The sequence below is a fragment of the Rhodococcus sp. NPDC003383 genome (genome assembly GCF_053589115.1).
In genome coordinates this window covers 25,288-44,548 of sequence record NZ_JBSFRG010000042.1, presented here as the reverse complement: position 1 = coordinate 44,548, position 19,261 = coordinate 25,288, and the positions used below count along the sequence as shown (strand labels likewise).

Genomic DNA, 19,261 nt, shown 5'->3' with positions numbered 1-19,261 from the left:
ACATCGCGGGGATGCGGGTGGTGGATGTCTCGGGCGTGGATGCGGCGCATTATCCGATGGGTTTGGTTGCGCACGTGGACGATCGGCTGCACCTGTCGATCAAGTACCTGCCCGAGTTGTTCGATCACCGGCAGATGGAGGAAATCCTCGACCGCGTGCTGCGCATCGTCCACACCGTCGCGACCGAACCGGACGTGTGCCTGGACCGGCTGCACCTGCTCGGCCCCGTCGAGCATGCTCAGCTCGTCCCGGTGTTCGGCGAACCCGGCGTCTCGCCGGCGACGCTGCCCGACCTTCTCGCCGCGGGAACAGGTGATCGCTCGGCGACCGCGATCGTGTGCGGAGATCGTCGCGTGACCTACGGTGAGCTCGACGACCGGTCGAACCGTCTCGCGCGCAATCTGATTGCACTGGGAGCCGGACCCGAGACCTGCGTTGCCATCGGCATGGCACGGTCGGTGGAGTCGGTGCTGGCGGTGTGGGCGGTCGCGAAGACCGGAGCCGCGTTCGTCCCCGTCGACCCCGGATACCCGGCCGGGCGGATCGAGCACATGCTCACCGACTCCGGCGCCTCGCTCGGCCTCACCACACCCGACGCGGTCGATCGCCTCCCCGATTCGGTGCCGTGGCTGCTCGCCGAAACGCCGGAAGATGCGGGAACGCCGGAAGACACTGGAGCGCCGGAAAACCCGATCGTCGACGCTGAGCGGGTCCGTCCACTGCGGGTGGACCATCCCGCGTACGTGATCTACACGTCCGGGTCGACCGGGATCCCCAAGGGCGTGACGGTCACCCATGCGGGACTCGCGAACCTGGTGGCAGAACAGTGCGCTCGGTTCGGGCTCGGTCCGCACGCACGTGTGCTGCACGCGGCGTCGCCGAGTTTCGACGCGGCGGTGCTGGAGATGCTGTGGGCCTTCGGATCCGGTGGATGTTCGGTGATCTCCCCGCCCGGGGTATTCGGTGGTCGGGAACTGGCCGACCTGCTCGCCCGGGAACAGGTCACGCACGCGGCCTTGACCCCCGCGGCGCTGGGCACGGTGGATCCGGCCGGACTCGACCGGCTCGACACGGTGATCGTCGGTGGCGAGACCTGCCCGCCGGAACTCGTCGCCCGGTGGGCGCCGGGCCGGACCATGGTCAACACCTACGGCCCGGCGGAAACGACGATCCAGTCGAACGCGGGGCACGCACTGCAGAGCGGGGAACCCGTCACGATCGGCCGCCCCATCCGCGGATTCGCCGAACTCGTGCTCGACAACCGGCTGCGGCCGGTCCCCGTCGGGGTGGTGGGGGAGCTGTACCTGTCCGGTCCCGGCTTGGCCCGCGGCTACCGCAATCGCGCCGGACTGACCGCTTCGCGTTTCGTCGCGGGACCGAAGGGGCAGCGCATGTACCGCACCGGGGATCTGGTGCGGTGGCGCCGCCGCGACGACGGGACGCTCGAACTCGACTACGTGGGCCGCTCCGATCAGCAGGTGAAGGTCCGCGGGTTCCGCATCGAACTCGGCGAGATCGAATCCGCGCTGCGGGCGTGCGACGGTGTCCGAGAAGCCGTGGCGACGGTGCACCGGGGTGCCGGCGATCGGCTCGTCGGATACGTGGTGCCGGAACCAGCCGCGGAGCTGGATCCGGTGGCGGTGCTGGCGCAGGTGGGGACGCGGTTGGCGCCGCACATGGTGCCGTCCGTCGTGTCGGTGATCGACGCGGTGCCGGTGACGGCGAACGGGAAGGTGGATCGGGCGGCGTTGCCGGAGCCGGACTTCCGTTGCGGTGCAACCGAATTCCGGGTACCGCGCGAAGGAACGGAAACTGCGGTGGCCGAGGCGTTCTCGGCCGAACTCGCGGTGACTCGCGTCGGCGCGGACGACAACTTCTTCTCCCTCGGCGGGAACTCGTTGACCGCCACCGGTGTCGTTGCCCGCCTGCGGGAATCGATGGGGGCGGAGATTCCGGTGCAGTGGATCTTCACGTATTCGACCCCCGCTACCCTCGCCCGCCGAATCGACAGCGGCGGCGCATCGACCGACCCGGACGCGGCACGAGCGGCGGTCTCGGTCCTGTTGCCGCTGCGCCCCGGTACCGCGGAACCCCTGTTCTGCATCCACCCGGCGATCGGATTGGCCTGGTGCTTCGCCGGCCTTGCCCAGTACCTCGGCGACGACCGCCCCGTCTACGGACTGCAGGCGCCGGCGCTCACCGAACCCGACACCAGGTTCGCGTCCCTCGAAGACCTCGCCGACCGCTACGTCCGGGAGATCCGGTCCGTGCAGCCGACGGGCCCGTACCACCTGGTCGGTTACTCGGTCGGCGGGCAGATCGCACACGAGATCGCGATGCGCCTGCGCAGCACCGGCGACGACGTGGCGACCCTCGCCATGCTGGACACCCGCGTGCTGACCGGGACGATCGCCGAGCGGCCCACGATCGGCCGGTTGCTCGAAGAGTTCGGCGACGTCGACGACCTCCCGGCCACCGGTGCCGAGCCGACCTTCGAGACCGTCGCGGAACTGCTGCACGCGAAGGGCGGCATCTTCGCTGCCCTGACCGCGGCCGACCTCGAAACCCTCTACCGCGTGTACGGGGAACTCGTCGACCTCGCGCTCGCACACCACCCCGGGGTGCTCGACGGCGTCGACCTCCTGTACTTCAGCGCCGCCGCGGACAGCGGCCGGGATCTCGATCGGGACACCGGCGCCTCCGCCTGGAAGGAACACGTGACGCAAGGTGTGGTCGAGTGCCCGGTGCCGCTGTCCCACGAGCAACTCACCGGTCCTGCGGGTCTCGCGGTGATCGGCCCGATCCTCGAGCGGCATCTGTCGCGGGCGCCGAGGGGGCATGGGCAGGCTCCTATCATCGGGGCATGAGTCTCGACCGTGCCCCGGCGTTCACCATGCGACAGCTGGTCGCTTTCGTCGCGGTCGCGGAAACCGGCACGATCAGCGCCGCCGCGGACCGCCTGCTGGTGTCCCAGTCGGCTGTGTCGCTGGCCGTCACGGAGCTGGAGAAGGCGATGTCCGCCCAGCTCTGTGTGCGGCGGCGCGCCCACGGCGTGCAGCTCACTCCGACCGGCGAATCGGTCCTGGTTCGGGCGCGGGCACTGCTGCAGCAGGCTGCCGATATCGAGGCCGAGACCGCGGGCGCCGGTGGTGAACTGAAGGGCCGGCTGGTCATCGGGTGCTACGCCACCGTGGCGCCTACGATTCTGCCGCCTCTGCTGTACGAGTTCCGGCGTAGCCATCCGGGCGTCACCCTGCAGTTCCGGGAAGCGATGGCCGATGAACTCGAAGCTGCGCTGGAGCGCGGAGAACTCGATGCGGTCATCGTGTACGACCTCGATATTCCCCGCCAGTGGCGAACGGCGACCCTGTGGACGCGCAATCCTGCGCTGGTGGTGTCGGCGGAACACCGTCTCGCGGACGATCCCGGGCCGGTCGATCTCGTATCCGTGGCCGACGAGCCGATGGTGTTGCTCGACGCCGCGCCGAGTTCGAACCACGCGCTGCAGGTGTGCGCCCTGGCGGGTTTCACTCCCCGGATCGGCTATCGCTCGGCGAACTACGAGACGGTGCGCGCGTTCGTCGGCCGCGGCTTGGGTTGGACCGTGATGCTGAGTCGGCCGAAGCTGGATCGCACGTACGGGGGCATGCAGATCGTTCTGCGTCCCATCGAGCGGCCGGCACTGGAACCGGTCCGCCTCGTGATCGCGTGGCGGCCCGATGTCCTGCTGAGCAGGGTCGCGCGTGCATTCCTCGCGTTCGCGACCGAGCGCGCGGCCACACTCTGACGCAATACACAGTTTTACTCATAAATATCACTCGGTTCTTGTTCTTTTCAGTGTTAGTGACGGCGGACATACTGGGTCCATCGCACCGCACCGCGGATGGGACGCACGCGCAGTCGCAGCGGATCCGACCGTCCGTTGCCATCCAGCAAGATTCGAGGAGATTTCCATGTCGTCAGACACGTCCGCTCTGCACCCCCCGGTCCTCTTCGCTCCCGAGTACGACGAATTCGCCCAATGGGTACGGGAATTCGCTGCGCCGCATGCGGACAGCTACCTCGAGCGGGCTCACAGCGAGGAATTCCCGTGGGATCTGGCCGAGAAGATGGCGGCCCAGGGCCTTCTGGGACTCGGGGTGTCCGAGGAGAACGGCGGGGTGGGGAGGATCGGCGAGAGCATGACCAAGACACACCTCGGAATCGCGCACGAGGAACTCGCGTACGCGAACTTCTACGCCTCGCAGCTCGCCTACACCAACAACCTCACCGGACCACTGCTCGAGCGCTTCCTCGCGCCCGACGTGGCGCGCGACTGGGTGCGCGGCATCGTCGAGGGCCGCCACGTCGTCGCACTCGGGTTGACGGAACCGGGATCGGGCTCCGACGCGATGGCCATGCGCGCCAAGGCCGAACGCGTGGAGGGCGGCTGGAAGCTCAACGGTGAGAAGACCTCCATCACGTTCGCGCCGCACGCCAAGGCGATGATCACGTTCGTCAAGGCGCGGGGCGAGGGGCCGGAGGACTCCGGCGTCACCGCATTCCTCGTGCCGCTCGACGCAAAGGGCGTGAGCATGCAGAAGTTCCCCGACGCCGGATGGAAGCCGCTCGGCCGCGCCGGGGTGTTCCTCGACGACGTGTTCGTTCCCGACGAGTACGTGATCGGCGGTGTCGGGAACGGATTCCGGCTCGTGATGAGCGAATTCGACTACACGCGCTCGGTCATCGGTCTCATGTCCACCGGCGTCGCGCGCAAGGCGCTCGACATCACGATCGAATATGTCAAGAGCCGCAAGGCGTTCGGGAAGCCCGTCTCGTCGTTCCAGGGGGTCTCCTTCCCCATTGCCGAGAACGCGACCAAGCTCGAGGCCGCGCGGTGGCTGACCTATCGTGCCCTGTCGCTCGCCGACGCCGGCAGGCCCTTCACGAAGGAGGCCGCGATGACCAAGCTCTATGCCACCGACGTGTCGCTGCAGACCATCCGCGATTGCGTCGTCGCCCACGGGCACTCCGGGTTCGCGGAGGAGCTTCCGCTGCAGGCCATGTTGCGCGACGTGTCCGGCCTCGAGATCGGCGAGGGTACTCCGCAGATCCAGAAGGTCGTCATCGGACGTGCCCTGCTCGGACGTGAGGCCACGCTGTGAGCCGCCGGGCCGCCGGACGGCGTGCTCTCGACGGGGTGCGGGTGATCGACCTGACCCAAGCGCTCGCCGGACCGTTCTGTACTTCGCTTCTTGCCGATCAGGGCGCCGATGTCATCAAGATCGAGCCTCCGCGTGGCGATTTCCTCCGGTACACCGGGCCGTTCGGCTCCGACGACGAGCCTCGCGACTACGGCGGGGTGTTCCAGTCCGCCAATCGCAACAAGCGCAGCGTCGTGCTCGACCTCAAGAAGCCCGAGGCCCGCAACGTTCTGCTGCGCCTGGTGAACGATGCCGACGTGCTCGTCGAGAACTTCAGTGCGGGCGTCATGGAACGCCTCGGACTCGGCTACGAGACCCTCGCGGCGCGGAATCCGAGACTGGTCTACGCCTCCATCCGCGGTTTCGGGGACAAGCCCGGCGGCGAAAGCCCGTACGCGCACTGGCCCGCATTCGACATCGTCGCACAGGCCATGGGTGGGCTGATGTCCATCACCGGCCGCGATGCCGAGCACCCCGTCCGTGTGGGTTCCGGTGTCGGTGACACCGTTCCCGGGCTGTTCGCGGCATTCGGCATCCTTGCCGCCCTGCGTGAGGCGGAACGCAGCGGTCGTGGCCAGTACGTCGACGTCGCGATGGCCGACAGCGTGCTTGCGATCTCGGAGGTCGTCGTCAACACGTACGGGCACACCGGGCAGGTGCCCACACCGATCGGCAACCAGCTGCAGGGTTTCGCCCCCTTCGACACGGTGGAGGCGTCGGACGGTGTCGTCGCACTCGGTGCTCCGCACAACCCGCAGTGGGCGAAACTCGCCGCGATCATGGGCCGGCCGGAGCTCGTGGACGATCCGAGATTCGCTACCGATCACGCTCGCTGGGAGAACCGCGAAGCCGTGTACGAGGTGGTCAACGACTGGACCCGCCGGCACACGGTTGCGGAACTGATCGACCTGCTGGGCGGCAAGGTGCCGCTGGGTCCGATCTTCGACGCCGAGGACATCTTCGCCGACCCGCACTTCGCGGCCCGCGACATGCTCCCGACCGTGGAGCACCCGGTCAGCGGCCGGGAAGTCACGGTGCCGGGGATCCCCGCCAAGTTGTCCCGCACCCCCGGGGCGATCACACGTCCGGCCCCGCTGACCGGTGAACACACCACCGAGGTTCTGAGAGAACTCGGTCTCGACAGCAACGATCTCGGTGCACTGGCCGCTGCCGGCGCCACCGTCCTTCCCACACTGCAGGAGCAGACCTCATGATCATCACCAAGGTCGAACTGACCCCGGTCTCCACCCCGCTGGTCAAGCCGTTCATCATGCCGGGAACCCGGATCACACACATTCATTCGGTGGTGCTCAAGGTGTACACCGACGAGGGCATCGTCGGCTACGGCGATTCCGGGGACACCTCGACGTGGTACCGCGGTGAGACACAGGATTCGATGATCGCGATGATCGCCAAGCACATCGCGCCGCAGTTCCTCATCGGCCAGGACCCGCTCAACATCGAGAAGATCGTCGGGCAGATGGACACCTTCGTCCGCGACAACAACCAGGCCAAGGCGCTCGTCGATTTCGCGTTGCACGATCTCAAGGGCAAGGCGTTCGGCGTTCCGGTCTACCAGTTGCTGGGCGGCAAGAACATCGAGGCATCGGTGCAGGGCTGGGTGGCGTCCGCGGGGCCGACGGACCAGATCGTGGCCGAGGCGGTTGCGGCTCACGAGCAGGGGTACTCGCTGATCAAGCTCAAGTCCGACGGCAACTCCGACCACGATGTCGACAATGTCCGCGAAGTACGCGCCGCACTCGGTCCCGGTGCACGTATCGTCGTCGATGCCAACGGTTTCTGGAACTACGATCAGGCACTCAAGACGATGCGCCGTCTCGACGAGTTCCGGATGGAGTGCATCGAGCAGCCTGTTCCGCACTGGGACATCGAAGGTATGGCCCGGCTGCGCGGCCGGATCGAGACACCGGTGTTCGCCGATGAATCCGCTCAGGAGCTGTACAACATCCGTGAGATCATCGAGCGCCGCGCGGCGGACGGACTGTTCATCAAGATGCAGAAGGCCGGCGGTCTCGTCAAGGCGCAGCGCTGGCTCACGATGGCGCGCCTCGCCGACATGGCGGTCTACAGCGGCTGCATGATCGGATCGGGTCTCGAGGCCAGCCCGTCCGCCCATCTGATGATCGCGAACAACTGGGCTTCGCAGTTCACCCACGAAAATCTCGGTCCGCTGATCATCAACAACCAGTGGGAGAACGAGAAGCAGGTCATCGAGAACGACATCGCCGCGAACGTGCCGATCTTCAAGGACGGCAAGCTCTTCCCGAACGAGGGCCCGGGTTACGGAATCGAGCTCAACGAGCGGTTCATCGCGGACCACATCACCCCGGGAATGGAGATCGTCACCGTCGGGCAGCTCGTCAGCGCCTGACACCCATCGGTATCGGCGCCGGCGGTCGGGGCATCCCGCCGCCGGCGTACCCAACTCGAGGAGAGCAAGTCCATGACAGAGCACCGAGCGGGCCCGCTGGCCGGCCTCAAGGTCGTCGAACTCGCGGGACTCGGGCCTGCCCCGTTCGCGGCGATGTTCCTCGCCGACCAGGGCGCCGATGTCGTCCGTGTCGAGCGGGCGGGTGCGGGATTCGCCATGCCCATCGACCCGCGCTTCGACACTCTCCAGCGTGGGAAGCGGATGCTGTCCCTCGATCTGAAGAGTGCCGACGGCCTCGCCGCCGCGCTCGAACTCGTCGAGCACGCCGACGTTCTCATCGAGGGATACCGGCCCGGCGTCACCGAACGTCTCGGACTCGGGCCCGACGCCTGCCTCGCTCGCAATCCCCGGCTCGTCTACGGTCGGATGACGGGATGGGGGCAGGACGGTCCGCTCGCGCAACGTGCCGGACACGACCCGACCTATCAGGCGCTGGTCGGGTCACTGCACGCGATCGGCCGCGCCGGGGGTCCGCCGCAGCTTCCACTGAGCCTGGTCGGTGACTTCGGCGGTGGGGCAATGTATCTGGTGTCCGGAATCCTGGCCGCGTTGTGGGAGCGTGAGCGGTCCGGGAAGGGTCAGGTCGTCGACGCCGCGATCGTCGACGGTGTGGCTCATCTGATGGCGAACCCGTTCTCGATGCTCGCCGGTGGTGCCTGGAACGACGAACGGGGCACGAACCTCATCGACTCGGGAGCGCCGTTCGTCGACGTGTACCGCACCTCCGACGGCCGGTACGTGGCCGTCGCGGCCCTCGAGCCGCCGTTCTACGCCCAGCTGCTTGCCGGTCTCCATCTCGACGGGGACGAAACGCTGCCCGGGCAGTGGGATCGGCGCCGCTGGCCCGAACTTCGAGATCGATTCGCCGCGGCATTCGCGACCCGGACCAGAGACGAATGGTCGGAGGTGTTCGCCGGTTCCGACGCGTGCGTCGCACCGGTCCTCTCCATGAGCGAGGCCCCCGCGAACGAGCACCTCGTCGCTCGCGGAACCTTCCTGGAACGTGAAGGGTGCCCGGAACCTGCACCGGCACCGCGATTCTCGCGGACGCCTTCGGGGTTTCCCGCCGCGCCTCCCGTTGCGTCCGAAGATGATCCGGCGCAGATACTGAGCGACTGGGCGGCGATGTCGCTACCGGGTCGCTGACCCGGGCGAACCCTCACCGTCCAGCGCGGCCGATCCGGCCGCGCTGGACGTTTTCGTGAAGGCATTCTTGAGTTTTCCTGTGCAATATCCCTAGTTGATTCTGCTATTCACATCATGTGATGTGACCCATACTGGTGCGGCACCTTCGAGTGCCCCGGACGCCGGCGTTCTGCTCGTCGCCGTTCTCTGTTCCGCCGGCAGGTCCGGCACCCGCAAATCAAGGAGTTCCTGATGGCATTTCTGGACGAATCCGCATGGCAGGGCCGGATCTTCACCGGGAGTTGGACGGCCGGCGGCGCGGGGGAGATCAAGGTCGTCGAACCCGCGACGGGTACGACTCTCGGAACCGTCGGGCTCGCGAACACCGATGATCTCGACGCAGCCGCCGCGCGAGCCGTTGCCGCACAACGGGAGTGGGCGTCCCTTCCCCATCCGGAGCGGGCCGCGGTGATGCGTCGTGCCGGCGAGTTGTGGCAGACCCACGCGGACGAGATCCAGCGTTGGATCATGCGTGAGTCCGGCTCGCTGCGGCCCAAGGCCGCGCTCGAGACCGACGTCGCCGCCCAGGAGTGCTTCGAGGGTGCAGCACTGCCGTCCCACCCGCACGGCGAGATCCTGCCGAGCGTCACTCCGCGGCTGCTGAGCACGTCCAAGCGGGTCCCGGTCGGAGTGGTCGGCGTCATCGCACCCTTCAACTTCCCGCTGATCCTGTCGATCCGATCGGTCGCCCCCGCACTCGCGACCGGCAACGCAGTCATCCTCAAGCCGGACCCGCGCACCGCCGTCTCCGGCGGCGTCGTACTGGCCCGGATCTTCGAGGAGGCGGGGCTCCCCGCCGGCGTCCTGCAGGTTCTTCCCGGTGGCGCCGATGTGGGAGCAGCTCTCGTCGAGGATCCGCGAGTCCGCGCCATCTCCTTCACCGGCTCCACCTCCGCGGGCCGCCACGTCGGAGCCGCCGCGTCCCGCCACCTCAAGAAGGTGCACCTGGAGCTCGGGGGCAACTCGGCGATCATCGTCCTCGACGACGCCGATCTCGACGCGACGGTCTCCGCCGCCGCTGCCGGCTCCTTCCTCCACCAGGGACAGATCTGCATGGCCACCGGCCGTCACCTCGTTCACACGTCCGTGTACGAGGAGTTCGTCGCCAAGCTCGCCGAGAAGGCGGCCGCGCTTCCGGTGGGTGATCCGATGACGGAGCAGGTCGCTCTGGGCCCCATCATCGACCGGGGGCAGCTCGACAAGATCCATGCGCTGGTCACCGCCTCGGTCGATGCCGGAGCCAGACTCGCCGCCGGCGGCACCTACGAAGGTCTGTACTATCGGCCCACCGTCCTCGCGGACGTGCCCCTGGACGCGCCGGCCTACGCGCAGGAGGTCTTCGGCCCCGTCGCGTCGGTCGTGGAGTTCACCACGCCGGACGAGGCTGTCGAGCTCGCCAACGACTCCGAGTACGGACTGTCCCTCGGCATCTTCACCCGCGACATCGGAAGGGGGCTCGAATTGGCGGATCGGATCCCTACCGGTATCGCCCACATCAACGACCAGACCGTGGCGGACGAGGCCAACATCCCGTTCGGCGGCTTCGGAGCTTCCGGCAACGGGGCTCGCTTCGGTGGCGCTGCGAACAGCTTCGAGGCCTTCACCGAGACACGCTGGATAACCGCGGTCCGTCAGGTCCCGTCCTATCCCTTCTGAGATCCCGCACCGAATTCCCCCGGTCGGCGCGCCTGCCCGGCCGCCCGACAGTTCCCCTCCGGACAAAGGACCATCCATGACGCTCGCAGAATCGGAGTCGTCCGCCCCCGTCGATACGATGAAACGGCGAAGCGATCTTCGTCGTGTGGTGTTCTCCAGCTACCTCGGCAGCACCATCGAGTTCTACGATTTCATCCTCTACGCGACCGCTTCGTCACTCGTCTTCGGACCGGTGTTCTTCTCGAACCTGAGTCCGGCAGCGGCGTTGATCGCGTCCTACGCGACCTTCGCGATCGGCTACATCGCGCGCCCCCTCGGCGGCATCGTATTCGGGCATTTCGGTGACCGGATCGGCCGCAAGAAGATGCTGCTGCTGTCCATGTCGATCATGGGCGCGGCCTCGTTCCTCATCGGGCTGGTGCCCGCGATCCCGACCTGGGGCGCGGTCATGCTGATCGTGCTGCGCGCCGTCCAGGGCGTCGCGATCGGTGGGGAGTGGGGAGGGGCGGCGCTGATGTCGCTCGAGCATGCCGGCGACCGCAATCGCGGATTCGCTGCCGCCTTCACCAATGCCGGAGGCCCGACCGGTGCGGTGCTCGGCACGCTTGCGCTCGCACTGGCGGCGACGCTTCCCGAGAACGACTTCCTGTCATGGGGCTGGCGCATCCCGTTCCTGTTCTCGGCGGTGCTGCTCGCCGTCGGTCTGTTCGTCCGCGCCCGGGTCGCGGAGAGCCCGCTGTTCCGAGAGGCAATGAAGGCGGCGGCCGAGAAGAAGGACCGGGCGGCGGAGCCGATGCCTCTGCTGGCGATCCTGCGTGCCCCGCGCACCCTCGTCCTCGCCGGGCTGGTGTGCACCGCTCCGTTCGTGATCCAGGCGTTGTTCTCGACATTCGTCATCGGTTACGCGGCCGAGAACGGTGTGTCCCGGTCGGAGGGTCTGAATGCGTTCGCGATCTGCCAGTTCTTCGCGATCTTCGGCATCCTCGGCGCGGCGCGACTGTCGGACCGCTACGGGCGCAAGCCTGTCATGCTGAGCGGGTTCGTCGGCATGGTGGTGCTGGCGTGGCCGCTGTTCCAGCTCGCGTCCTCCGGCAACTTCCTGCTGGTCGTGCTGGCCTTCGTGATCAGCTGCTCGGTGCTGCAGTCGCTCACCTTCGGCCCGATGCCGGCGTTCCTGGCCGAGCAGTTCGGTACCCGGTCCCGATACACCGGGGCGTCCCTCGGCTACCAGATCGGCAGTCTCCTCGGCGCCGGGTTCACCCCCGTCATCGTCGCCTCGTTGTTCGCGAGTTCGGGAACGATCACCTCGGTCGTCGCCTACCTGGTCGCGTTGTGCGCGATGAGCGCCGTGATTCTCGCCGTGTTCGTCAGGGAGAGCAAGGACGTCGACCTGACCGCCGGCTGACGGCCCCGTGCCCGGTCCCCGCACCGCATCGTCGGTGCGGGGACGTCGGTGCGCCTACGGTGACACCATGAGCCCAGTCGATCCGGTGCCCCACTACACGCTCCGTCAGCTCGCGGCGTTCGTCGCGGTCGCCGAGTGGGGGTCGATCGCCGGTGCCGCGGACGTGCTGAGCATGTCGCAGTCGGCGGTGTCCTCGTCGATCACCGAGCTCGAACGTTCCCTCGGTGCTCGCCTGTGCATCCGCCGGCGTGCCCGCGGCGTCCAGCTCACCCCCACCGGCGAAGGCGTTCTCGAACGGGCCCGGATCCTGCTGCATCAGGCGGGGGAGTTGCAGGCCGACGCGCGCGCCGAGGCGGGTGAGGTCGTCGGGCGCGTCAAGGTCGGGTGCTATCCGTCGCTGGGACCGACCGTCCTGCCCCCGCTGCTCGAGGGGTTCATCCGCACCCACCCGCGCGTGCAGCTCGATTTCCACGAGGACGACCAGACCCAGCTCACCGCCCAGCTCGGGTCCGGGGAGGTGGATGTCGCCGTGATGTACGCCCTGGATCTGCAGCCCGGGCTGGGCACGGTCGTGATCGGGCACCGCAACCCCCGGGTGCTGCTGCCCGCTGCGCATCCCCTGGCGGTGGACGGTGGGCCCATCCGGCTGCGGGACCTCGGGGACTCGCCGATGGTGTTGCTCGATTCACCGCCGAGTTCGAGCCACGGGCTCGGGGTGTGCCGTGCGGCCGGTTTCACCCCGAACGTCGTATACCGGACCCGCAACTTCGAGACGTCCCGGGCGTTCGTCGGGCGGGGGCTGGGCTGGACGCTGCTGTTGTCGCGGCCGCGCAGCGACATCACCTACGAGGGCCTCGAGATCGCCGTCCGCAACGTCACCGACCCCGTCCCCGAGCCGGTCGACGTGGTGGTGGCCTGGAAGGACGGGGCCCTGTTGAGCCGGGCGGCCCGGGAATTTCTCACCTTCGCCACAGGGCCGATCGTCCCGTCCGAAGTGCAGAAACAGCCCTACTTCGAGAGAGTCGTGGAATAACCGGGAAATTTCGCGCTTTTCACGGGGTTGTGGGGGCGTCATCGTGGTGTCGGCGGTCACGTTTCCCGCCCTCCTCGAAAGGTCCCCATCCATGACGGTTATCGACAAGCGCGACGCGTCCGGCACTGCCGCGACCGCGCGTAAGGCCGCTGTCGGAAGTTTCGTCGGCACCGCGATCGAGTGGTACGACTTCTTCATCTACGGCACCGCCGCGGCACTCGTCCTCGGTCCCCAGTTCTTCCCCGGGTCCTCCGACCTGGCGGGCACGCTCGCGGCGTTCGCGACCCTTGCCGTCGGATTCGTCGCCCGTCCCATCGGCGGCGTCGTCATGGGCCACTTCGGCGACAAGGTCGGCCGCAAGTCGATGCTGGTGATCTCGCTGCTGCTGATGGGATGCGCGACCGTCGCGATCGGCCTGCTGCCGAACTACGCGGCCATCGGTGTCGCCGCTCCGATCCTGCTCGTCGCCCTGCGTTTCGTGCAGGGACTCGGCGTCGGCGGCGAGTGGGGTGGCGCGGTGCTCGTCGCCACCGAGAACGCCCCCGCGGGCAAGCGCGGCCTGTACGGCGCCGCACCCCAGATCGGGGTGCCCGCCGGTGTCCTGCTTGCCAACCTGGTCTTCCTGCCGCTGTCGGTGTTCATGGACGACGCCACGTTCGACTCGTGGGGCTGGCGCGTTCCGTTCCTGCTCTCGGCCGTCCTGGTCGGTGTCGCGATGTGGATCCGCCTCGGCCTCGAGGAGAGCGCGGAGTTCCAGACGGCGAAGGACGAGACCGTCGAGACCCACGCGAAGCTGCCGATCGTCGAGGTCCTCACCAAGCACTGGAAGACCGTGCTCCTGGCCGGCGGCACGTTCATCGCCACCAACGGCATCGCCTACGCCTACATGGTCTACGTGCTCAAGTACGGCGAGAAGGAACTCGGCTTCTCGCAGACGACGATGCTGAGCCTGCTGATCGCCTCCTGCCCCGTCTGGATGGCGGGCATGGCGTTCAGCGCCTGGCGCTCCGACCTCATCGGCCGCCGCACCGTCTACATCCGCAGCTCCGCCGCGCTCGTCATAGCCGCCGCCCTGTTCTTCCCGCTCATGGACACCGCGATCCTGCCGGTCATGTTCCTGGCGATGGCCGGACTCGGCTTCACACTCGGCTGCTGCGCCGGACCCCAGTCGGCACTGTTCGCCGAGCTGTTCCCCCCGGCCGTGCGCTACAGCGGCGCGTCCCTGGGCTACCAGATCGGCGCGATCCTGGGCGGCGGTCTGGCCCCGATGATCGCCACCACGCTGTTCGCGAAGACCGGCACCTCGTGGTCGATCACCGGCTACTTCGTGCTGATCGCGCTGATCAGCCTCGTGAGCATTCTCGTCCTCCGCGTGCCCTCCACGCCCGCACGTCCCGCCCGTCTCGAGAAGGAAGGGATCTGACCTCGTGTCGACCTACTACCAGCCACGCAAGTACCCCGCATCCTCGTTCGCGTCGATGGAACCCACCGACGACGCGCTGCCCGTCGTCGTCGTGGGTGCCGGCCCCGTCGGCATGGCCACGGCACTCGGCCTGGCCCAGCGCGGCATCCCGGTCACCGTCATCGAGGCCGCCGATCAGGTTTCCTTCGGCAGCCGCGCGATCTGCATCTCCCGCCACAGCCTCGAGGCCGCGGCCCGTCTCGGCTTCGGCGAGGAGCTCGAGAAGATCGTGCTGCCGTGGGTCGGCGGCCGCAGCTTCTACCGCGACCAGCAGGTCCTGCAGTTCAAGATGCCGCTGCGCGATTTCGACGTGCGCCCGCCGATGATCAACGTCTCCCAGTCGGAGTACGAGCAGATCGTCGTCGACACCATCGAGCAGAACCCGCTGATCACCCTGTACTGGTCGGCGAGCATCGCCGGCATCCTGCGCGGCGAGGACGAGGTCACCCTCGAGGTCGACACCGCCGACGGCAAGCGCCACCTGCGCGCCCGCTGGGTCGTCGCCGCGGACGGTGGACGCAGCCGCATGCGTGAACTCGCCGGGTTGCGTCTCGAGGGCACCAACTACGAGGGCCGCTACGTCATCGCGGACATCCACTGGGAGTCCGAGCTGCCCGCCGAGCGCATGGTCTGGTTCGACCCGCCGAGCAACCCCGGCTCGACGATCATCATGCACAAGCAGCCCAAGAACATCTGGCGCATCGACTACCAGCTCGACCCGTCCGAGGACGCCGAGATCGAGACCCAGGAAGACGCGATCCGGGCGCGGATCACCAAGCACCTGGACTGGCTGCAGAACGACCTGCCGTGGACGCTCGAGTGGCACGGGTTCTACAACGCCCGTGCGCTGGCCCTGCGCGACTTCACCCACGACCGCATCCTCTTCGCCGGCGACGCCGCGCACCTCGTGCCGATCTTCGGCGTGCGCGGGCTCAACTCCGGCATGGAGGACGCCGAAACCCTCGCCTGGCAGCTCGCCGCCGTGATCCACGGCAACGCCGAGCCGGCACTGCTCCGGGCGTACTCGGCCGAGCGGCACCACGCCTGGGAACAGAACGTCGCGAACGCCGGCAAGTCCACGCTCATCATGTCGCCCGGCAGTCACGGCTACCGCACGACCCGCGATGCCGTGCTGGCCCTCGCGGTGCACCGTCCCGAGTTCGGGCACCTCATCAACCCGCGGCAGTCCAGCGCGACGCACGCGCGGCTGTCCCCGCTGACCTGGCCCGTCGCCGCGGGCGTCACCGGTGTGCTGCCGGGCGACCCGGTGGACGACCGGAAGGTGCGCGTCGTCACCGCGACCGGCACGGAGGACTCGTCGCTGAACGTGGTTCGCGGTACCGGTTTCGCGGTGCTCGGTGTCGGCCTCGACGCCGACGGCAGCTCGGCCCTGGTGGCCGCAGCGGCCGAGCTCGGTGCGGCACTGTCCCCGGAGAGCGTGCGGGCCGTCCTCGTCGGCGGTGCGGTCGAGACCGCCCCGGCCGAGGCGACGGTGCTCGACGCACCGGATCTGATCGAGGCTCTCGGCGCGACCGCCGGTGAGGCGTTCGTGATCCGCCCCGACGGACTGCTGCTCTGCCGCGTCCCGGTGGCCGAGCTGTCCGGTGTCGCCGCCGCCCTGCGTTCCGGCACCGCCCCCGACGGTCCGGCCGTTCCGGCACGTCCCGCCGAGGCCGTCACCGAGGACGAGGCGCGCCGCGAGAACGTGTGGCTGGGCCTGTCCGCCGCGATCGACCAGGCCGACGAGTCCGACCGCGAAGGCTTCCTCGCCCGGCTCGCCCTGGTGCTCGGTTCGCAGGTCGGACGCCGCGAGTTCGAGGAGGCCGTGGCTGCTGCGGCGGACACCTCCCCGGTCCGGGTCGCGGAGCTCACCCCGCAGGCCTGACCGACCACACCCGAATGCCGCACCGGCCGCGCCGGTGCGGCATTCGGCTTCCAGGGATTTCCAGTGCTTTCGGGACCGTCTCAGGGGTCGAGAAAGTCCAGCACGTCGCCGGGCAGCTGCCTGATGCGCACGACACCCACGTGCCCGACCCCGGGGTAAAGCGCCAGCTGTCCGTTCGCGACGCCGTCCGCGGTCTTCGCGAAGAGATCCGGGCTGTAGAAGCCGTCGCGGTCGCCGCCGACGACCAGCACCGGGCACCGGATGTCGGCGAGCCGGTCCGACAGGTCGAAGCGGTCCTCGGCATCGATGACGATCAGCATGTCGTCGTAACTGTGTCCGTCGTGCCCGCGCCCGCGCATGGCGGGTTCGAGCAGCCAGCCGGCGATCCACAGCAGACGTCGCGACCAGCCGTGCGCGGCGGTCGCGGCGGCGAGCCCGGCCATCGCGCGGCGTGGACGACCCGCCCGTACCTCCGCGGCCGCATCCCGCTGGACCCGACGCCCGGGGCCGAGCCGATGTGCCGAGGAGATCAGGACGAGCCGGCGCACCACGTCCGGGTGGTCCGCGGCGAGCTGGAGCGCGATGCTCCCACCGGTGGAGGTGCCCATCACGTCGACGGGCACGTCGAACCTGGCACGTAGCGCGGTGGCGTAGGCACGAGCCAGGTCCGCGATCGTGGTGCCCGCGGCCAGGCCCGTCGGCCGGTTGACCCACCACACCTCCCGGTGTGCGGCGTACGGAGCCATCGCACCGAGCTGCGCCTTGCGGTCGAATCCCTCCGGCGCCCGATGATCAGAGCTCAGGCCCGGTAACAGCACCAACGGCGCACCCGACCCGAGCCGCATGCAGGCCATGCCCGAATCCCAGGTCTCATCGGATGCCTCCATCGGCCGTGCCCCCGTCGCCGTGTGTGCGGTCGCGAACTACGGGGGAATCTAGCGCCGGTGGCGCTACCGCGATCGCGGGTTCACGAATTCGTGCCGAGAGCGTCGAGGAACGCGGAGATCGGTGTCAGACCGTTGTTGAACTCGATGGTGCGGTGCACCGTCGCGGGACGGTCGAGCACCGCGGCGGCGACCGCTGCGACGTCGGCCCGGCTCACCGTGCCCCCGGCCGCGGCCGAACCCGTGTCGATCAGCCCGGTCGGCGGATCGGACGTCAGCGACCCCGGACCCAGGATGGTCCAGTCCAGGTCGGTGCCACGCAGATGGGCGTCGGCGGCCGCCTTCGCCTCCGCGTACGGGAAGAAGCTGTTGTCCTCGGCGACGCCGTGGTCCGGTCCGGCCCCGAAATAGGACACCATCACGTAGCGCCGCACACCCGCCTGCTGCGCCGCGGTCATCGAGGCGATCGCGGCATCGCGGTCCACCGCGTAGGTGCGCGCCGGGTTGCCGCCGCCCGCGCCCGCAGACCACACCACCGCATCGTGACCGCGCAGCAGATCGGCGAGCGCCGTGACGTCGAGGTGCTCCACGTCGGCGACCAGCGGGTTGCCGCCGGCTGCGCGTACATCGTCGGCGTGGTCGGGATTGCGGATGAGAGCAGTGGTCTCGTGCCCCGCCTCGGCCAGGAGCCGTTCGAGGTGCAGGGCCACCTTCCCGTGTCCGCCGACGATTGCGATGCGTGCCATGCCTATTCCTCCGGGACGTTCGAACCGAGCAGGGTGATCATCATCAGATTGTGGATGCGCGGTGCTTCCTGCTGTGCGGCGGCGGGCCCGAGGAACACGCCGAGATCGGACACCAGGTTGAGCGCCCCGTACATCAGGAACCGTGATTCGACGACGGACAGACCCGGGCGGACTTCGCGGAGGAGGGCCGCCCACTGCTCGATGTTCGAGCGTTGCCGCAGCCGCAGGTCCGCGCGGGGGCCGGGTGCGACGTGGACCAGCTCCGCAAAGTACACGGACATCAGCTCTCGTTGCGAGAACGACAGTTCCACGTACACCGCGGTCAGTGCCCGCACCGCGTCGACCGGATCGGAGGCGGTGCGAAGCTTCTCGGCGACCGCCGCTTCGAGCCCGTCGATGGCCCGGTAGAACGCGGCCGCGAGAATGTCGGCCTTCGACGGGTAGTAGCGGTAGACCCCGGACGCCGGCAGGCCGACCGCGGCGGCGATCTCCTCGACCCCGATCTCGGCGTACCCCCGATCGTGGAAGAGATGGACCGAGGCCCGCAGCAGATCCTCACGTATGTTGCTCACCGCGGCCGGCTCGGGGACGGCCGCGGGAACGGTCACGCTCGTGCCGGACGAGCCGGCGTCGCATTCGGCGATCGCGGTGCATGCGCCGAGCAGGAGTTGCTCGGTGCGTCGCGGGGAGAGCACGAGGCTGTGCGCAGTGATGCTCCCGATCACACTGAGCATCGCGGCGACGGTGACGAAGGCGTCCCGGTCGGACAGCTCCGGCCGGATCCGCATGACGCATTCGCGGATGACGCGGTTCACCTCCCACGATCGCGTGCGGATGGGCAGCCGGTCCTCCTTCTGCAGGTACCGGCGTTTCCACCGGTAGATGCCCGCGGTGCGGCGATGCGTGATCGTGGTGCCGATGATCGCGGACAGATGTGCGCGGAGCTGATCGTAGGCGCTGCCCGGGAGCGGATCCGACGATTGCTCGAGTGCGGCTTCGAGTGCGTCGAGGAGGATCAGGGCCGAGTTGAGGAAGAGCGCGTACTTTCCCGGAAAGTGGCGATAGAGAGCGGATTTGGTGATTCCCACTTCGGCGGCGATGTCCTCGACGCTCACCCCGTGGTAGCCGCGCTCGGCGAAGGCGATCGCGGCAGCGGTCGCAATCCGGTCGCGACGGTCCTTCGGCCGCGACCGGCGCTCGACCCGGGGGGAGGAAGTCTTGCTGACCACGCGCACCTGCCTCTGTTCGCTCGGTTTGCCCTGTCGGTGTTGCCCGGATGACGCTCGCTGGGGTGTGTCGCTCCGTGAGAGCATATGCCAATTCCACGATTGCGAATCGCTGTCCACATATATTCGGCCTCGCCCCGTTCC

The 19,261-nt window shown here is 68.5% G+C and carries 14 protein-coding genes; 11 read left to right on the top strand and 3 right to left on the bottom strand.

The genetic code is table 11. The annotated features are described in order from the left end of the window. The 11 genes from ACWDTS_RS25870 to ACWDTS_RS25820 all read left to right on the top strand — a co-directional run. The coding region (locus tag ACWDTS_RS25870) for an amino acid adenylation domain-containing protein (RefSeq protein ID WP_450119298.1) at positions 1-2,867 on the top strand (2,867 nt) is incomplete at its 5' end. Then, entirely contained in the window at positions 2,864-3,787 is a 924-nt protein-coding gene (locus ACWDTS_RS25865; RefSeq protein ID WP_197253108.1) for a LysR substrate-binding domain-containing protein, read from the top strand. The genes ACWDTS_RS25870 and ACWDTS_RS25865, both read left to right, overlap by 4 nt. 166 nt (positions 3,788-3,953) lie before the next feature. After that, positions 3,954-5,144 (top strand): acyl-CoA dehydrogenase family protein, encoded by a 1,191-nt coding sequence (locus tag ACWDTS_RS25860; protein WP_197253107.1) that lies wholly within the window; start codon positions 3,954-3,956, stop codon positions 5,142-5,144. Further along, positions 5,141-6,397 carry a CaiB/BaiF CoA transferase family protein gene (locus ACWDTS_RS25855; RefSeq protein ID WP_197253106.1) on the top strand — a complete coding sequence of 419 codons (1,257 nt, stop codon included), beginning with the start codon at positions 5,141-5,143 and terminating at the stop codon, positions 6,395-6,397. Before ACWDTS_RS25860 ends, ACWDTS_RS25855 begins: the two co-directional genes overlap by 4 nt. Further along, the gene (locus ACWDTS_RS25850) at positions 6,394-7,575 is read left to right on the top strand and encodes a mandelate racemase/muconate lactonizing enzyme family protein (protein ID WP_420750764.1); all 1,182 of its coding nucleotides are present in this window, start codon (positions 6,394-6,396) and stop codon (positions 7,573-7,575) included. The genes ACWDTS_RS25855 and ACWDTS_RS25850 overlap by 4 nt, the downstream gene beginning before the upstream one ends. 72 nt (positions 7,576-7,647) lie before the next feature. Continuing rightward, on the top strand, positions 7,648-8,781 hold the full coding sequence (locus tag ACWDTS_RS25845) for a CaiB/BaiF CoA transferase family protein (protein ID WP_450119297.1): 1,134 nt from the start codon (positions 7,648-7,650) through the stop codon (positions 8,779-8,781). Positions 8,782-9,012: 231 nt separating this feature from the next. Further along, on the top strand, positions 9,013-10,476 hold the full coding sequence (locus ACWDTS_RS25840; protein ID WP_450119296.1) for a benzaldehyde dehydrogenase: 1,464 nt from the start codon (positions 9,013-9,015) through the stop codon (positions 10,474-10,476). A 76-nt stretch (positions 10,477-10,552) separates the two neighbouring features. Beyond that, a complete protein-coding gene (locus ACWDTS_RS25835; protein ID WP_197253102.1) occupies positions 10,553-11,881 on the top strand; it encodes an MFS transporter in 1,329 nt (442 codons plus the stop codon). A gap of 67 nt (positions 11,882-11,948) precedes the next feature. Continuing rightward, entirely contained in the window at positions 11,949-12,914 is a 966-nt protein-coding gene (locus tag ACWDTS_RS25830; protein ID WP_450119295.1) for a LysR family transcriptional regulator, read from the top strand. Positions 12,915-13,005: 91 nt separating this feature from the next. Continuing rightward, positions 13,006-14,337: an MFS transporter gene (locus ACWDTS_RS25825; protein ID WP_450119294.1), complete on the top strand. Its 1,332-nt coding sequence runs from the start codon at positions 13,006-13,008 to the stop codon at positions 14,335-14,337. Between the two features lie 4 nt (positions 14,338-14,341). Continuing rightward, the gene (locus ACWDTS_RS25820) at positions 14,342-16,261 is read left to right on the top strand and encodes an FAD-dependent oxidoreductase (protein WP_197253100.1); all 1,920 of its coding nucleotides are present in this window, start codon (positions 14,342-14,344) and stop codon (positions 16,259-16,261) included. 80 nt (positions 16,262-16,341) lie between these two features. Here the strand turns inward: ACWDTS_RS25820 and ACWDTS_RS25815 are convergent, their stop codons facing one another. The 3 genes from ACWDTS_RS25815 to ACWDTS_RS25805 form a co-directional block, all read right to left on the bottom strand. Continuing rightward, positions 16,342-17,148 (bottom strand): alpha/beta fold hydrolase, encoded by an 807-nt coding sequence (locus ACWDTS_RS25815; protein WP_231610899.1) that lies wholly within the window; start codon positions 17,146-17,148, stop codon positions 16,342-16,344. An 80-nt stretch (positions 17,149-17,228) separates the two neighbouring features. Beyond that, complete coding sequence (locus ACWDTS_RS25810) at positions 17,229-17,891, bottom strand: SDR family oxidoreductase (RefSeq protein ID WP_197253099.1); 663 nt, start codon at positions 17,889-17,891, stop codon at positions 17,229-17,231. Positions 17,892-17,893: 2 nt separating this feature from the next. Next, a complete protein-coding gene (locus tag ACWDTS_RS25805; RefSeq protein ID WP_450109080.1) occupies positions 17,894-19,120 on the bottom strand; it encodes a TetR/AcrR family transcriptional regulator in 1,227 nt (408 codons plus the stop codon). Between the last annotated feature and the right edge of the window lie 141 nt (positions 19,121-19,261).

Bases quoted from the DNA above. Each gene is read 5' to 3' on its own strand.
- ACWDTS_RS25835 (WP_197253102.1), top strand. From the start codon at position 10,553: ATGACGCTCGCAGAATCGGAGTCGTCCGCCCCCGTCGATACGATGAAA.
- ACWDTS_RS25865 (WP_197253108.1), top strand. From the start codon at position 2,864: ATGAGTCTCGACCGTGCCCCGGCGTTCACCATGCGACAGCTGGTCGCT.
- ACWDTS_RS25845 (WP_450119297.1), top strand. From the start codon at position 7,648: ATGACAGAGCACCGAGCGGGCCCGCTGGCCGGCCTCAAGGTCGTCGAA.
- ACWDTS_RS25850 (WP_420750764.1), top strand. From the start codon at position 6,394: ATGATCATCACCAAGGTCGAACTGACCCCGGTCTCCACCCCGCTGGTC.
- ACWDTS_RS25815 (WP_231610899.1), bottom strand. From the start codon at position 17,148: ATGGAGGCATCCGATGAGACCTGGGATTCGGGCATGGCCTGCATGCGG.
- ACWDTS_RS25860 (WP_197253107.1), top strand. From the start codon at position 3,954: ATGTCGTCAGACACGTCCGCTCTGCACCCCCCGGTCCTCTTCGCTCCC.
- ACWDTS_RS25830 (WP_450119295.1), top strand. From the start codon at position 11,949: ATGAGCCCAGTCGATCCGGTGCCCCACTACACGCTCCGTCAGCTCGCG.
- ACWDTS_RS25840 (WP_450119296.1), top strand. From the start codon at position 9,013: ATGGCATTTCTGGACGAATCCGCATGGCAGGGCCGGATCTTCACCGGG.
- ACWDTS_RS25825 (WP_450119294.1), top strand. From the start codon at position 13,006: ATGACGGTTATCGACAAGCGCGACGCGTCCGGCACTGCCGCGACCGCG.
- ACWDTS_RS25810 (WP_197253099.1), bottom strand. From the start codon at position 17,891: ATGGCACGCATCGCAATCGTCGGCGGACACGGGAAGGTGGCCCTGCAC.